Consider the following 14,950-nt stretch of genomic DNA (forward strand, 5'->3'; position numbering starts at 1 on the left):
TCTGAGATAAAAACTCAATTTCCCCAGAATATGCTATAATAAAACCATCAAATAGATGGAAAAAATGGAGGGGATTTTATGTCATTCAAATGGAAGGATAGCTATACTGTAGGTATTGGAGAAATTGACAGCCAGCACAAGAGGCTTTTTGAAATTGGCGCCCAAATCTACGATTTAGCCCTCGTAAAAGATGATTTGGATCATTATGACGAAATCATCGGCATTCTTCAGGAATTAAAGGATTATACCAAATACCATTTCCAATATGAAGAAAAGTTAATGGACCAGCACAATTTACCGGATGCGCCCAAACACAAGACAGAACATGCCAACTTTATCAAGACCCTGGAAAAGTTCAAAGGCGAAGAGATCGACCGGTCTCAAAACAAGACCATTTTGGACATCCTCCAATTTACCGTAGACTGGATCACCCAGCACATTCTTAACACGGATCAAAAGTTTTTCGCCCGTCTAAAGGCCTAGGTTTTCTTTAGCCCAGCGCAGGGCTCGATGGATTTCCTGATGCACTTCTTCCGGGACAAGTTCGGGCCGGTGGGCGGGCGCGCTCAGCTATGGTCAGACTGCCTGCCGCCACCCGGTTTTCAAAACTAGGGATCATTACCCTTAAGACAGGGGGACAAAATGGACCTTGTTCCCACACCAGTCCAGGAACCTTAAAAAGTCTTCATAGGTCACGGTGATGGTCACCGAATTAATATTGGGATGAAAATTTACGTATGCGGCCCTGGTTAGACTTTCGTCCAGAACAACTTCTACCTCTTTTTCCCGGTCGTTGATCAGGCCAAAGGGACTAACGGCACCGGGTGTAAGCCCTAAATATTTCTTTAGCCTTTCTTCAGAAGCAAAACTTAATCCGATCGCACCTAAGGCATCTCCCGTCTTCTTTAAGTCAACTTTTTGGGGGCCGGGAATAATCACCAAATAGTGTTTGTCCCCTTTCCGGTTTCGGACAAAAAGGTTTTTACAGTCCTCTCCTTCTATGCCCAAATCTGCAATACGGAGTTCTTCCATGGTATAAACAGGTCCATGTTCGTATCTTTTATATGGAATATGTAATTGATCCAGGATTTCATAAACCCTTTGTTCCGCTTCGGTTATCATTGCTTGTCCCCTTCCTTCAAAATCCCTCTTTTCTCTTCTTATTGTAACAAAAAATTTCCTAAAAACAATTTTTTATCTGCCAAAACAGCAGAAAAGCCTCTCCCCTTTTAGGGCTGAGGCCTTTCGTTCTGAGAAATTGATCAATACTTGTTAACTTTTTGAGCCGGCTTCGGTCTGTTCCGGCGCGCCTTATTAAATCCTCTTTCCCCATCCCATTTCCGGTACTCCTGTTGCCGGGCCATGATGTTTCTTGATTTTCTGGTTTTCAAAGGAGCTTCCTCGGTAATGTTGACCGGAGTCACATTCGGTTGTTTCGTAAGAAGTTTTAAGGCAGCAGATAAGAGAGAGACCGAATCATTTTCCTCCAGCAGCTCTTCAGCCAATTCACGGTAGGGAAGCGTATCTTCCTCTTCTACTACTTTCATTAATCTTTCCACGGTGAGCCGTTGTTGCCCTTCAATGGCTTCAATCAGCGTGGGCACAGGTTTGCGGTCAATTTTTTTCCGGATCGCCTGCTCAATCAATTTCAGCTGTCCCAGCTCCCGGGGTGTGACAAAGGTCACGGCCAGCCCCGTCTTTCCCGCCCGCCCGGTTCGTCCGATCCGGTGCACATAGCCTTCCGTATCCTGGGGGATATCAAAATTATAAATATGGGTTACTCCCGGAATATCCAGTCCCCGGGCCGCCACATCCGTGGCCACCAGGATCTGTGTCGTTCCTTCCCGAAAGTGCTTCAGCACACTGTCTCTTTTCGATTGGTTCAGGTCGCCATGAAGCCCTTCTACGGAATACCCCCGGGTATTTAAGGCCTCGCACAATTCATCGACCCGGCGCTTTGTCCGGCCGAAAATAATGGCCAGGTCCGGCGTCTGAATGTCCAACAAGCGGCACAGAACGTCAAACTTCTGCCTTTCCTGGACTTCAATGTAGTTTTGTGCCGTATCGGGAACAGTCACCTCTTTATTCTTGATGCTGATAAACTCAGGATGATGCATAAACTGCTGGGCCAAGTTCTGAATCGGCTTGGGCATGGTAGCGGAAAAAAGCAGTGTTTGCCTTTGCTCCGGCACTTCCCTGAGGATATTTTCGATGTCCTCGATGAACCCCATATTCAGCATTTCGTCTGCTTCATCAATAATCACCATGGTCACATGCTGCAGCCGGATCGTCTTTCTTCGCATATGATCCATTAAACGCCCCGGCGTACCGACGATGATTTGGGGCCTATTCCTTAAAGCCCGGATCTGGTAATTAATATCCTGCCCTCCGTATATGGGCAGGGCCCGAATGTGTTTAAACCGGCCGATTTTATTTAATTCTTCCGCCACTTGGATGGCCAGTTCCCGGGTAGGAGCAACAATCAATCCTTGAACAACTTCCACGTCCACATCCATTTTCTCTACCAGGGGAATCCCAAAAGCTGCCGTCTTTCCCGTTCCTGTTTGCGCCTGTCCGATGACATCAGTGCCCTTCAGGGCAAAAGGTATCGTCTGCTCTTGAATCGGGGTAGGCTCTTCAAACCCCATGTTCAATGTGGCTCTAATGATGGGGTCGCTAAGCCCCATATCATAAAATGTTGGCATTAATTTTCCTTCCTCCAAAAAAAGGACCTTTCCGCGAATCCGGAAACGTCCTTTCCAGTACACATAAAATAATTAATCGTGATTAGACAAGAGTAACATTTGATGCCTGTGGTCCACGGTTGCCTTGAACTATATCGAATTCCACTTTTTGCCCTTCTTCCAGGGTTTTAAATCCGTCCCTTTGGATGGCTGAAAAGTGAACGAAAACGTCTCCACCTTCGTTACTTTCAATAAACCCAAAACCTTTTTCCGCATTAAACCATTTGACTTTTCCTTGCAATGTAAAAGCCTCCCTTAAATTAATTCATTAAAAAGAAGATCAACTACACAAAACCTTTCGTCCGAACCGGATCCCAGAGGCCTCAAGATATTTCGGTTGTTATCTCTTTTCAACACAATGTTAATATTACCATAAATGCAAATAAAATTGCAAGAAATTTTTGGAAAATTTTTTCTTGGGTTTATTTTCGGCATCTTTTATCTTACCCGGACCCATTCATTCTACTCTTGGCTAATGGTAATGGTACCGTTCTCCCATTTAATTTCGGCGCCCAAGGCCTCTCCTACAAAGCGCAGAGGAATAAAGGTGCTTCCGTTGATCACCTGGGCAGCAGTGGTGAGCGACTTGATTTGATTGTTCACATAGGCACTATTTTTGTTTATTGTTAATTTAACTACGGTATCATTTTTTGTGCCCACGGCTGTTTTGGTTGCTTCATCCCAGGTAACCTGGCATCGCAGCGCTTCGAAAAAGCTGCGCATGGGCACCAGTACACTGCCGTCTTTATTTACCGGTGCCGGGGAAAAGCTTTTGGGGGAACCGTTTATTACCACTTTTATCTCGGTATTGCCGGCATTGCTTTGAGGCTGTTTGATTCCTCCCGGTCCCTGGCCACTGGGGACCGGCATCATTTTCAACAGGGTATCCGCTTGGCTCTGGGTGAGAATTCCTTCTTGCACCAGTGTGGCAAACAAATTATTTTCCTTTTTGTGCTCCTCCGAATATTTCTGACGTTCCTCTTCACTGAGGCTCTGCATTTTTTCCATTTCTTCTTTTCTTGCCTCTTGCTGATCCTGCACATATGCTTTGATTTTATCAGCGGTATCTTGGGTGATCACCTGATCGGTCACCGCTGCCTCCAGAATGCTTTCCATGCCGCCACCCCCCGGCATGCCGGTGGGAGGGCCTCCTGGGGCATTGGTGGTGCTGTCCGCACATACGGCGGTTCCTCCCCATAGGAACAAGATCCCTAAAATAAATCCGCTTGCTATTTTCTTTAGCTCCTTTTTCATTCTCTGATTTCACCTTCCTTTTTATTCCTGGATATTTCCTGCTGTTGGTATTTTAGGTGTGCTTTGTTACAAACTTGTTACCGGATGATGTCTGTTTATTGACAGTTTTCTCCGGCTTTTTTTCATCCCTATTTTCTGCCTGGGTTGCGCTGGTAAAGAAAGATAATATTTTACTTGTAAATTTTCTATTTTTTGGGTATACTTATAAGGCTCGATAGTTAATGGATATACATAAACCTTCTCGATGGCCTGAGGCTAGGGAAGATTTAGGATTTTCCTTTGCCGAGCGCAATAAATTTGAGGAGGCCATTTCATGTTTAACGACAAGGTTTTAGTATGTAAAGACTGTGGCAACGAGTTTACCTTCTCCGCATCCGAGCAAGAGTTCTTTGCGGAAAAAGGGTTTACCAATGAGCCGGGTCGCTGCCCCCAGTGCCGTGCGGCGAAAAAAGCCCAGAGCAGATCTAATCACAGGGGCGGTTTTGGACGTCAAGAACGTCAAATGTACCCTGCTGTTTGCTCTTCCTGCGGAAAGGAAACAACCGTTCCCTTTCAACCCACAGGTGAGAAACCGGTGTATTGCAGAGACTGCTATCAACCACGCAGCCGGAATAGCTGGTAATAAAAAAAGCCCTTTGGGCTTTTTTTATTATTTGATTACGTCACACCAGGACGCCCCGGTAACCTCTCGTAAATCTTCCCCGCTCAATTCGATCTGGATCCCGATCTTTCCTCCGCTCACTGCCATGCCGGGCAGACGCAACCCACTCTCATCAATGAAAGTGGGATAAGATTTTTTCATCCCAACCGGGGAACACCCTCCCCGAATATAACCGGTCCACTTTTGAATATCTTTTACCGGTATCAGGTCAATATTTTTCTCTTTTGCGCAGAGAGCCGCCTTTTTCAAGTCCAACTCAGCTTCTACAGGGATGATAAAGACATAAATATTTCTGCTGCTGCCCTGGGTTACCAAAGTCTTATAAACTGTCTCAGGAGCTTTGCCCACTTTTTGGGCCACAGACACGCTATCAATTTTTCCGTCCTGGCTGTCATAGGTCATAACCCGGTAAGCAATCCCTTTGGTATCGAGAATGCGCATGGCGTTTGTTTTAACCTGTGCCATTTTTGTTTCCTCCTTCCAGGCAGAACTGGAAACGCTAGGACCGTCCCCGTGTTTCTTTATTTAAATCTGATTCTCTCCCCAATGCCTACTTGCTTGCTTTTGGGTTCTCCCTCTTTCGTGGTCCATGAGACGGTGACCATTTGGGGGCGATAGATACCCTTGATGGTGCTGTTGTCTAATCCCTTGGCGTAAAAAATAAACTCCTCATGATAGCGGGCAAAATCTTCCAAGGGATTATCCTGTTGGGAGCTCTCTCCGGACAAATATCGAGAGCTGTTGTCATACTGATTGATGCCCTCTTTCATTGGGGGAAGGGTTACTTTTCGATCCCGGATCTCTTTGGGTTGGGTGACATTTAAATCGAAAACAAATTTCCTAAAATCTTCTTTGGTGGGATTGATGAAACCCGTCGGGTCCACCTCCTGAAACTCCTCATCTGTCAGGTGATAGACGACGGCCGTGACTTTTACTTTGGGTTCTGCGGCCTTTTGTTTGCCCACATAATACCCCACTCCCATGGAGACGGCCAAAAGAAAAAATGTAACTAACAGCGCAACTTTTTTCACTTCATTCTACCTGCTTTCCCAAAAAGTAATAGCCCTTTTGAAAAAATTTTACTTGAAAAGACCTACTCTAAATAATATAATCTATCTAATAACTTACAACAATTCATTTCTCTGATTTTTTTCGAGAAAAATTTCAATCGCATAGCGTTTAGGCTGGGGGTGCTGGAAAAAGGCCGGCTGAGATAAAGACCCGATTAAGTCTTTAACCCTTTAACCTGATCTGGATAATGCCAGCGTAGGGAAGAAGCACTTCGGTATTAAGATTATTTTGAGAGCTCAGGTCCTGATTCTGGACATGGGCTTTTTTTATTGGAAACAATACGGGGAAAGGATCATTGCTTATTTTAAAAAGACCTATTTAAACGGAAAGGAATGAACCATAAAATGAAAAAAGTATTAACCATTGCCGGATCAGACAGCAGTGGCGGCGCAGGAATTCAAGCGGACATTAAAACCTTTTCCGCCCACGGCGTATTCGGCATGAGTGTCATTACCGCCGTCACCGCCCAAAATACCCAAGGGGTGTTTGCGGTTCAGGACATCGATGACGACGTGATTGCCAAGCAGATCGACGCGATTTTTCAGGATATTGAAGTGGACGCCGTGAAAATCGGCATGGTATCACAGGTAAATACCATTAAAACCATTGCTGCCAAGCTGAAAGAATATCAACCGCAAAACGTAGTACTGGATCCGGTGATGGTGGCAAAAAGCGGCTTTCACCTGTTAAATCCCCAGGCGAAAGATACCCTCGTCCATACCCTGTTGCCCTTGGCGACAATTGTCACACCCAATATTCCGGAAGCGGAAGTGATCACAGAGATGGAGATAGCAAATTTAGGGGATATGGAAGAAGCCTGCCGCAAAATTTTTTCCCTAGGCCCTCAATCTGTTCTGGTCAAAGGGGGCCATTTGGCCGCGTCATCAACCGACGTGTTTTTTGACGGACAGGCCTTTACCTATTTGAAATCACCGAGAATTCATACCAAAAACACCCATGGCACCGGTTGTACTTTATCCGCTGCCATTGCCTCCAACCTGGGAAAAGGGGATAACCTACTGGAGGCGGTAAAAAAGGCCAAAGAATACATCACCGTGGCTATCGAGCACGCTCTGTCCATCGGCAAAGGGGTCGGTCCCACCCACCATTTCTATGTTTTGTATCAGAAAGGAGGGCTTATCGATGCCGAATAATTCCCAAAACAATATTACGGCCCTCAATTTTGCTTTTCTCTGGTTCGGCGCCGCCGTTTCCATCGCGGAGATCATGACGGGAGGACTTTTGGCTCCCTTGGGCTTCCAGACGGGAATCGGCGCCATTATCGCCGGGCATCTCATGGGTACAACCATCCTGGTTTTAGGCGGTATCATCGGTACCGAGGAGCGCATCCCTGCTTTGGCATCGACCAGGATTTCTTTCGGTACCTATGGTTCCTACCTGTTTTCCGGGTTAAACGTGCTGCAGCTCTTAGGGTGGACCGCCGTGATGATCATGGCCGGCGCCAGGTCGGTCAATCAGATTACGAAGACCCTCTGGTCCTTTGACCATATCGCCCTGTGGAGTGTCGTTATCGGCCTCTTGATTTGCCTCTGGATCTGGACCGGCAAAGAGGGGTGGAAAAAGTGGAATCTTACCGCAGTGTTTGCCCTCTTCATTCTAACCATCCTCTTAAGCCTGGTGGTCTTTCAGGATGACGGCATCTTTACGAAACGCCCGGCCGGATCCATGACCTTGGGCACGGCCATCGAACTGAACGTGATCATGCCCCTGTCCTGGCTTCCTTTGATCGCCGATTACACCAGATTTGCCCGGCACAAACGGGACGGCGCATGGGGCAGCTGGCTGGGGTACTTTACGGGCAGCTGCTGGATGTATATCATCGGCCTGGGCACAGCCATTGCCGCAGAAAACTCCGACATTACCGCCATGATGCTGGTCGCCAATTTAGGGTTTGTCGCCCTGGGCATCGTCATATTATCTACCGTCACGACTACTTTTTTGGATGCCTATTCGGCGGGGGTAACCTTTTTAAACTTTTTCCCGAAGCTGCCGGAAAAAACCGTGGCGCTAGTCATGGGGGGCCTGGGCACCATCTTAGCCCTTCTCGTCAACATGGAACAGTACGAAAACTTTTTATATGCCATCGGCTCCGTCTTTGCTCCCCTATTTGCCATCGTGCTCACGGACTACTTTATTTTGAAAAATAAAAAAGCCGACCCCCAGCTGATGATCAATTGGAATGCTCTCCTGGTTTGGATTTTGGGCATTGTCCTTTATTACCAGTTTATTAAATTTGATCTGATCCTCGGCGCTACTGCCCCGGTGATGGCGTGCACAGGAGGTATCTATTTATTAACATGGAGGTGTACAAAAACATGGAAATGCTTAAAAGTATCTCAGAAAACTTACGCACAGTAAAAGAAAAAAGCCCCCTCGTGCATCATCTGACGAACTACGTCACCGTCAATGATTGTGCCAATATGGTCCTGGCTGTCGGCGGCTCCCCTGTCATGGCGGATGATATTGGTGAAGTAGCAGAAATGGCCTCCCTGGCCTCCGCCCTGGTGATCAACATGGGCACCCTGAATAAACGCACCATTGCATCCATGATTCTGGCCGGGCAGACCGCCCGGGAACACGGCATTCCCGTCATTTTCGATCCTGTGGGCATTGGGGCTACTACGTTAAGAACCGATACGGCGGTAAAAATCATCCGGGAGACCCAACCTGCCGTGATTAGAGGGAACATGTCGGAGATCAAATGCCTCTCCGGACTCAATGTGCAGATTAAAGGGGTTGACTCCACGGCAGACGAAGCCGGGGGGGAAAGGATTGCGCAAAATCTGGCCCAAAAACAGGGCTGCGTCATTGCCATTACCGGAGCCACGGATATTATTTCCGACGGCAGCAGAACCTGCCTGATCACCAACGGTGACAAAATGCTCTCCCGGGTTACCGGAACGGGCTGCATGACTACTTCTTTAATCGGTACATACTGTGGAGCCACAAAGGACCTTTTTTTAGGCGCCGCCTCCGGCATTATGACCATGGGGCTGGCCGGAGAAATTGCCTGTCACTCCCTGAAAGAAGCAGAAGGAATCGGCACTTTTCGGGTGCGCCTGTTTGATGCCGTCTTCAACCTGTCTCCCGAATCCCTGCTCAGAGGAGGAAAAATCAGCCTTGCGTAAACCTATGATGAATTATCAACTCTATTTGGCAACGGACCGGGGGCTGCTGGGTCAAAAGGATTTATGCACCAGCGTGGAGGAAGCGATCTATGGCGGGGTGACGGTGGTACAGCTCCGGGAGAAAGACGTTTCCACCAAGGATTTTTGGGAGATCGCCTGCCAGATCAAAAAGATCACCGAAAAATATCAGATTCCTTTAATTATCAATGACCGGCTGGATATTGCCTTAGCCGTCGATGCGGAGGGACTCCATATCGGCCAGGAGGATATGCCCATGGAAGTGGCCCGGAAGTTACTGGGGCCGCAGAAAATCATCGGTGTTTCCGCCGCTACGGTGGAAGAAGCGCTCACTGCCGAGAAGCAAGGGGCGGACTATTTAGGGGTTGGTGCGGTCTTTCCCACCGACACCAAAAAGGATGCCGGTCATGTGGGCTTAGAACAATTAAAACAGATTAAAGCACAGGTAAAAATTCCTGTCGTGGCCATCGGAGGCATCCATGTAGGCAATGCCTGGAGTGTCATGGAAACCGGCGTTGACGGCATCTGCGTCATCTCCGCCATCTTATGCCAAAAGGATGTGCGCAAAGCGGCCGATACGCTGCGCAAATCCTGCCTACGTCTAAGTACGCCCTAAGGTCGCTTTCCCAGAAGATCCGGTGCTTTTTTCTGCAAGCACTTCAGGCCTGTCTCTTGCCAATTCAACTGTTTGTAAAAGGCTAATGCCAGAAAATTATGCACCTCTGCCAGAAGCTGTAGTCTTCTGGCATTTTTTTGGCATGCCCAAATTTCTATGGCATGAAGCAATTCTTTTCCAATACCCTGCCGGCGATAATTTTCCTCGATCACCATATCTTCTACTAAAACGGATAAGCCCCCTTCCGCAGTGGAAACGAGCATTTGGCCGGTAATCATTCCTACCACTCGCTGGTCCATTTCCGCTACAAAAATACACCGGTTTTCCTGATCTTGCAGCATCATTTCCAGGCCCCGCCGCTGCTTTTCCTCATGATACATAAAATCCGTCTCCAGAGAAAAAAGAACCTTTAACAGCGCAACCACCGCCGGAATGTCGCCGTGCTGAGCGCTCCTGATTATCGCAGCCGTTCTCATCCGTAAATCTCCTTTCTTTCCTTGGCATCTCACCTTTTACCGCAAAAGTCTGTCATTTTTATAAAATCTATTAGGAAATGAACTCACCTATTTGGGGGGAAATCTGTACATTTAGGTACCTTTGTTCCAATGCGCCGGGGGCCAATGCTTTACTGAAAAAAAATCCCTGCATTTTGTCACAGTGACGTTCCCGCAAAAAATAAAATTGTTCTTTCGTTTCCACCCCTTCGGCAACCACGGTCAGGTTCATCTTATGAGCCAAGGATACCACGGTTTCGGTGATCACTCTTTTTTCCACATTATCCGTAATATCCCGGATAAAAGACCGGTCAATCTTAAGGGTATGAATAGGCAGCAGCCTTAAATAGTTTAAAGAAGAATACCCGGTGCCAAAATCATCCAGGGAGATTTTAAACCCTTTCTCTTTTAACTGGTTTAGGGTTCTCACCGTCGCCTCCAAATCTTTTATGGCCGTGACTTCCGTGATTTCAAATTCCAGGCTGCCTGGAGGCAAAGCCGATTCCCCCATCGTTTCCTGGAGCATGTCCAGAAAAGCGGCACTTTCGAATTGCTGGGCGGAAAGATTAACTGCCACCGGTAACAGGGTACAATCTCTTTTGCGCCATTCGTTTAACTGGCGGCACACATTTTTCAGCACCAACTGGTCGATTTTCACCACCAGCCCGGTCTCTTCAGCAATATCAATAAAAGAATAAGGAGCCAAAAGGCCTTTTACGGGATGGTTCCACCGGACCAGTGCTTCCATGCTGCTCATTCTGCCGGACACAGCGTCGATGATGGGCTGGTAATAAACAACCATCTGTTCTTTTTCCAAAGCGTATCTTAATTCGTTTTCCATTTCGACTTTATGTAAAAATGCATCATCCATTTCCCAGCTGTAAAACTTGAAGGTATTTTTTCCGGACTTTTTTACCCGGTACATGGCGGTGTCCGCCTTTCTCAAGAGGGACTCTTCATCGGTACCGTCGTCGGGAAAAACAGTTATTCCCGCACTGGCCGTAATATAGAATTGCTTGCCTGCAAGGGTCCATCTCTGCTCAAATACCTGGAGAATTTTTTCCGCAATTGCCCCCGCCTCAGACCGGTTCCTAATATCCGGAAACAGAATCACAAACTCATCCCCGCCAAACCGAAAGAAAAGCAGGTGATCCGGCAAAACTTCCTTGATTTTTGCGGTAATTTGCCTGAGCAACTGGTCTCCGCACAGATGCCCCAGGGTATCGTTTACCGATTTAAAGTTGTCCAGATCCAAATACATCAAAGCAAATTTCCGGTTCCGGTCCCTGTTTCCGGCCAGTTCCCGGGTTAAAGTTTCCTGCAGGAATGCCCGATTCGGCATATTTGTAATGGTATCGTAAAAAGCCAGGTGATGGATTCTATTTTCAAAGTTTTTCCGCTCCGTAATATCCGTGTGGGATCCCGCCATGCGCACAGGCTTCCCTTCCCCATTAAACTTAGCTTTTCCCCGGGCCAGAATCCATTTATAGGTGCCGTCTCTGGTTTTCAATCTGTGCTCACATTGATAATAGGGCGTTTTGCCCGCTAAATGGTCGGTGAGATTTTGGATGGTGGGGCCGGCATCCTCCGGGTGAAGCAGGGTCCGCCAGACGTCAAAATGGTGCTCCACCTCATTGATGCCGTAGCCCAGCATATCTTTCCACCTGTCTGAATAATACATGGTATCCCCGGCAATGTCCCAATCCCACAAACCGTCATTTGATCCTTCAATGGCCAGTTTATATCTTTCTTCACTGAGCCTGCGGAATTGATCGGTTTTATCCAGTTCCACCGATTTTGTGCGGAGCAGGTCTTCCGTTACCGCCAAATTTTTCTCTGTTTCTTTCAACTGCACACAAATTTGCCTTACCTTTTCCCCTGATTTCTGCAAAGCTTTCACATACATGTTGGTGAGGAGGTAGATCAGACAAGCGCTCACAGTGACATAGATCCACCCTTTATAGGTTTGCAGGGGAGTAATCAGGGCTCGGTCTTTGACAAAGGCCTCAATAAAATTGTCGGAGAAAAAGATCCAGACAACACCCAATAATAGATAACTAAAGGATATTTTGAAAGGAATTTTTCTGATGGCAGCGTTAGCAGACAAAAGCTCCCTGAGAATAGAAACTATATTCCCGTTCTGCTCATGCACATCCTTTTCCATCACACGCTCTCCTTTCTTGCTCTGCCCTATCGCCTGAATATGCCCGCATCTATAGTCCATAATTCCTTAAATTCTACTTCAGAGGTGGAATAACCTGCCTCGCTTTGACAAAATTTGCACTTTTTTCTGAATAATAGCAAATTCTTAATTGTTTATAGAAATGATTTTAATCGAATTCTAATCTTCAGCTAATACCGTTCTAAATCTAGTGGCCTATGCTTTATCCATAATAGAATTTAAACGGAGGAATGAACATGGAAATCACCTTAGAACAAATTGATCTATTAAGGAAAAGAGCAAATGTGAGCTACAAAGAGGCGAAAGAAGCCCTGGAAAAATGCGGAGGGAACATTGTGGAAGCTTTAGCCTTTCTGGAGGAAGAAAATAAGATTAAGCCGGAAAAAGAGTGCTCCGGCCCTTCATCTTGTTGGCAAAAGACAAAAAACATCATTAGAAAATTAAACCGGATCGGTCTTGTGATTTCTCACGAAGAGCGGACGATCTTAAATATTCCTTCCACCATTGCCGTGGTGCTGGTTGTGTTCGCCCTGCCCCTTTCCGTAGCCCTGCTGATCCTGGCCCTGTTTACAGGTTGTAAAATCAGGTTTCATAACAGTAACGGCGAGGAATACGGCATCAACAAAAACATTGAGGATATCTCCAATAAGGTGACCAAAATCACCAATAAAGTGGCGGAAGAGATCAAAAATTCTTAAAAATTTGATATCCGGGAAAACGACACGGCCTGCGGGTATTTTTTCCTGCAGGCTTATTTTTTCTTGTATTTCATCGACAATTTCATTAAATTATATAATATATAAGGAAGGTGCGCAGGAGGGGTCCATGATGTCAGGGAAAAGAATTCTCATCATTGAGGATGAAGTGAAAATCGCCCGGTTTCTCCAGTTGGAGCTGGAACATGAGGGATATACCGTGGATCAGGAACAGGACGGCCGGTTAGGTTTGGAAAAAGCCCAGCAGGGTAATGCCGATTTGGTGATCCTGGACGTGATGCTTCCTTCCCTAAACGGCATGGAAGTATTAAGACGTTTGAGACAAGTCTCCGAAATCCCGGTGATTATGCTTACGGCCAAAGATGATATCATGGACAAGGTGATGGGCCTGGATTTCGGCGCCGACGATTATTTGACCAAACCCTTTGCCATTGAAGAATTACTCGCCCGGATCCGGGTTGCTTTCAAACATAAAAGGGTGGCCCATGGGAAGGGACAGATCATTCAGGTTGGCCCCCTCAAAATTGATACGCAAAAGTATACGGTCACCTTTGATCAGGAAACCATCGATTTGACAAAAACGGAATTTGATTTACTGAAATATCTGATGCTGAACAATGAAATCGTATTAACCAGAGACACCATTTTGGAAAAAGTATGGGGCTATGACTATTCCGGGGACACTAACATTGTCGATGTCTATATCCGCTATCTCAGAAGCAAAATTGACGACCGCTATCGCCAGAAATTTATTCATACCGTACGAGGGGTGGGATACCAGCTGAAATATGAAGAATAAACTGATCTTGATCTTCACCACCTTGTTTAAGGTGATGAGAGCCTTCTTCGTGATCGCTGCCCTGATCGTTCGGTTTACCTTTCGCTTGCTGCATAGTATTCTCGACGGCATCACGGAAAAAATCCGTTTTTCCATCACCTTCAAAATCACCTTCACTTATGTCTGGTTATTTCTTTTGATTTTTTCCTTTATGAGCGCCGGTATTATGGGCAGTTTTAATTATTTTATCCAAGACCACCCGCCTGAAAATTACACCCATCTCTTAGGGGCGATCCTGAGCTTTTTTAACCTGATCGGATTGATCGCCATTATTCTCATAGGCGCCAGAGCGAGCAGAAAACTCCTGGCCCCCGTTAAAACAATGACGAAAACCGTGCAGGAAATCTCCTTTCATGCCCTGGATAAGCGGCTGAATGTGAAAGGTTCCAAAGATGAGTTAAAAGACTTGGCCAAAACATTTAACGAGATGCTGGATCGCATCCAAAAGTCGGTGGAACAGCAAAACCAGTTCGTCTCCGATGCCTCTCATGAATTGAGGACCCCCATTGCTGTCGTCCAGGGATACGCAGATCTCTTGGTGCGCTGGGGCAAGGACGACCCGAAAGTGCTGGAAGAATCCATTTCTGCCATTAAGAGCGAAGCGGAAAGCATGAATGCTCTGGTGGAAAAATTGTTGTTTCTCGCCCGGGGTGATAAGAATTCCCAAAAGGTGGAGAAACAGAGTTTTCCCCTTTGCGAAGTGGTCCAGGAAATTTTGAAAGAAACCCGGCTCATCGATCCCCATCATCAAATATTAAACGAGCGGAATGAAGAATTTATGGTCTTAGCCGATCGGAAGCTGATCAAAGAAGCGATCAGAATCTTTATGGACAATAGCATCAAATTTACTCCGGTCGGGGGCACCATTAAACTCAATCTCTATCAAAAAGCGAAAAAAGCCGTGATCAGCATTGAAGACTCCGGTATCGGCATTTCTAAGGAAGACCTTCCTTATATTTTCAACCGGTTTTACCGGGCAGATAAATCAAGAACTAAGTCCAGCGGCGGCACAGGGTTAGGTTTGGCTATTGCCAAATGGATCATCGACAATCACCAGGGTAAAATTGATGTGTGGAGTGAATTGAACGCCGGAACAGTGGTACGGATTGAATTGCCCCTGCAAAGATGAAAAAGGCGGTGGTTTTGTTAATTTCTTGTTAAGTTTATGTTAATTTTAGGTTAATTTTTGGTATAATGGATTTGTGGT

The 14,950-nt window shown here is 46.5% G+C and carries 17 protein-coding genes and 1 riboswitch; of the genes, 9 read left to right on the forward strand and 8 right to left on the reverse strand.

Translation table 11 applies throughout. From position 1 onward, the window contains the following. Positions 1 to 78: 78 nt before the first annotated feature. On the forward strand, positions 79 to 483 hold the full coding sequence (locus DCMF_RS15890; RefSeq protein WP_148135327.1) for a bacteriohemerythrin: 405 nt from the start codon (positions 79 to 81) through the stop codon (positions 481 to 483). A 141-nt stretch (positions 484 to 624) separates the two neighbouring features. Here DCMF_RS15890 and DCMF_RS15895 read toward each other — a convergent pair whose 3' ends face one another. The 4 genes from DCMF_RS15895 to DCMF_RS15910 form a co-directional block, all read right to left on the reverse strand. Beyond that, complete coding sequence (locus DCMF_RS15895; protein ID WP_335582349.1) at positions 625 to 1,122, reverse strand: prolyl-tRNA synthetase associated domain-containing protein; 498 nt, start codon at positions 1,120 to 1,122, stop codon at positions 625 to 627. 140 nt (positions 1,123 to 1,262) lie between these two features. Next, a complete protein-coding gene (cshA, locus tag DCMF_RS15900; protein WP_148135328.1) occupies positions 1,263 to 2,705 on the reverse strand; it encodes a degradosome RNA helicase CshA in 1,443 nt (480 codons plus the stop codon). Positions 2,706 to 2,787: 82 nt separating this feature from the next. Beyond that, positions 2,788 to 2,985 (reverse strand): cold-shock protein, encoded by a 198-nt coding sequence (locus DCMF_RS15905; protein WP_148135329.1) that lies wholly within the window; start codon positions 2,983 to 2,985, stop codon positions 2,788 to 2,790. Between the two features lie 221 nt (positions 2,986 to 3,206). Continuing rightward, complete coding sequence (locus DCMF_RS15910) at positions 3,207 to 3,998, reverse strand: copper amine oxidase N-terminal domain-containing protein (RefSeq protein WP_148135330.1); 792 nt, start codon at positions 3,996 to 3,998, stop codon at positions 3,207 to 3,209. A gap of 313 nt (positions 3,999 to 4,311) precedes the next feature. On the opposite strand from DCMF_RS15910, the gene DCMF_RS15915 reads away from it, so the two are divergent. Next, the gene (locus tag DCMF_RS15915; protein ID WP_148135331.1) at positions 4,312 to 4,620 is read left to right on the forward strand and encodes a zinc-ribbon domain containing protein; all 309 of its coding nucleotides are present in this window, start codon (positions 4,312 to 4,314) and stop codon (positions 4,618 to 4,620) included. Positions 4,621 to 4,647: 27 nt separating this feature from the next. On the opposite strand, the gene ybaK is transcribed toward DCMF_RS15915, so the two are convergent. Both ybaK and DCMF_RS15925 read right to left on the reverse strand, forming a co-directional pair. Beyond that, positions 4,648 to 5,124 (reverse strand): Cys-tRNA(Pro) deacylase, encoded by a 477-nt coding sequence (ybaK, locus tag DCMF_RS15920; protein ID WP_148135332.1) that lies wholly within the window; start codon positions 5,122 to 5,124, stop codon positions 4,648 to 4,650. A 56-nt stretch (positions 5,125 to 5,180) separates the two neighbouring features. Further along, positions 5,181 to 5,690 (reverse strand): hypothetical protein, encoded by a 510-nt coding sequence (locus DCMF_RS15925; RefSeq protein ID WP_148135333.1) that lies wholly within the window; start codon positions 5,688 to 5,690, stop codon positions 5,181 to 5,183. A 145-nt stretch (positions 5,691 to 5,835) separates the two neighbouring features. Continuing rightward, positions 5,836 to 5,949: riboswitch (TPP riboswitch) on the forward strand. A 125-nt stretch (positions 5,950 to 6,074) separates the two neighbouring features. Between DCMF_RS15925 and thiD the strand changes: the two genes are divergently transcribed. From thiD to thiE, 4 genes are read left to right on the forward strand one after another with little or no spacing between them, the layout of a single operon-like run. Further along, positions 6,075 to 6,884 carry a bifunctional hydroxymethylpyrimidine kinase/phosphomethylpyrimidine kinase gene (thiD, locus tag DCMF_RS15930; protein ID WP_148135334.1) on the forward strand — a complete coding sequence of 270 codons (810 nt, stop codon included), beginning with the start codon at positions 6,075 to 6,077 and terminating at the stop codon, positions 6,882 to 6,884. Next, positions 6,874 to 8,109: a putative hydroxymethylpyrimidine transporter CytX gene (gene cytX / locus DCMF_RS15935; RefSeq protein WP_148135335.1), complete on the forward strand. Its 1,236-nt coding sequence runs from the start codon at positions 6,874 to 6,876 to the stop codon at positions 8,107 to 8,109. Before thiD ends, cytX begins: the two co-directional genes overlap by 11 nt. Next, positions 8,067 to 8,879: a hydroxyethylthiazole kinase gene (gene thiM / locus DCMF_RS15940; protein ID WP_148135336.1), complete on the forward strand. Its 813-nt coding sequence runs from the start codon at positions 8,067 to 8,069 to the stop codon at positions 8,877 to 8,879. The genes cytX and thiM overlap by 43 nt, the downstream gene beginning before the upstream one ends. A 4-nt stretch (positions 8,880 to 8,883) precedes the next feature. After that, complete coding sequence (gene thiE, locus DCMF_RS15945) at positions 8,884 to 9,513, forward strand: thiamine phosphate synthase (RefSeq protein WP_148137941.1); 630 nt, start codon at positions 8,884 to 8,886, stop codon at positions 9,511 to 9,513. Here the strand turns inward: thiE and DCMF_RS15950 are convergent. Both DCMF_RS15950 and DCMF_RS15955 read right to left on the reverse strand, forming a co-directional pair. After that, a complete protein-coding gene (locus DCMF_RS15950; protein ID WP_148135337.1) occupies positions 9,510 to 9,989 on the reverse strand; it encodes a GNAT family N-acetyltransferase in 480 nt (159 codons plus the stop codon). The genes thiE and DCMF_RS15950 overlap by 4 nt on opposite strands. A 70-nt stretch (positions 9,990 to 10,059) precedes the next feature. Then, complete coding sequence (locus DCMF_RS15955; protein WP_214658652.1) at positions 10,060 to 12,171, reverse strand: putative bifunctional diguanylate cyclase/phosphodiesterase; 2,112 nt, start codon at positions 12,169 to 12,171, stop codon at positions 10,060 to 10,062. A 254-nt stretch (positions 12,172 to 12,425) separates the two neighbouring features. On the opposite strand from DCMF_RS15955, the gene DCMF_RS15960 reads away from it, so the two are divergent. The 3 genes from DCMF_RS15960 to DCMF_RS15970 all read left to right on the forward strand — a co-directional run bounded on the left by DCMF_RS15960 (position 12,426) and on the right by DCMF_RS15970 (position 14,872). Beyond that, the gene (locus DCMF_RS15960; RefSeq protein ID WP_148135339.1) at positions 12,426 to 12,887 is read left to right on the forward strand and encodes a DUF4342 domain-containing protein; all 462 of its coding nucleotides are present in this window, start codon (positions 12,426 to 12,428) and stop codon (positions 12,885 to 12,887) included. 130 nt (positions 12,888 to 13,017) lie between these two features. After that, entirely contained in the window at positions 13,018 to 13,704 is a 687-nt protein-coding gene (locus DCMF_RS15965; RefSeq protein ID WP_148137942.1) for a response regulator transcription factor, read from the forward strand. Then, positions 13,694 to 14,872 (forward strand): sensor histidine kinase, encoded by a 1,179-nt coding sequence (locus DCMF_RS15970; RefSeq protein ID WP_148135340.1) that lies wholly within the window; start codon positions 13,694 to 13,696, stop codon positions 14,870 to 14,872. The genes DCMF_RS15965 and DCMF_RS15970 overlap by 11 nt, the downstream gene beginning before the upstream one ends. Positions 14,873 to 14,950 lie beyond the last annotated feature (78 nt).

This window comes from Candidatus Formimonas warabiya (assembly GCF_002777255.1).
In the GTDB taxonomy this organism is placed as follows: domain Bacteria; phylum Bacillota; class Dehalobacteriia; order Dehalobacteriales; family Dehalobacteriaceae; genus Formimonas; species Formimonas warabiya.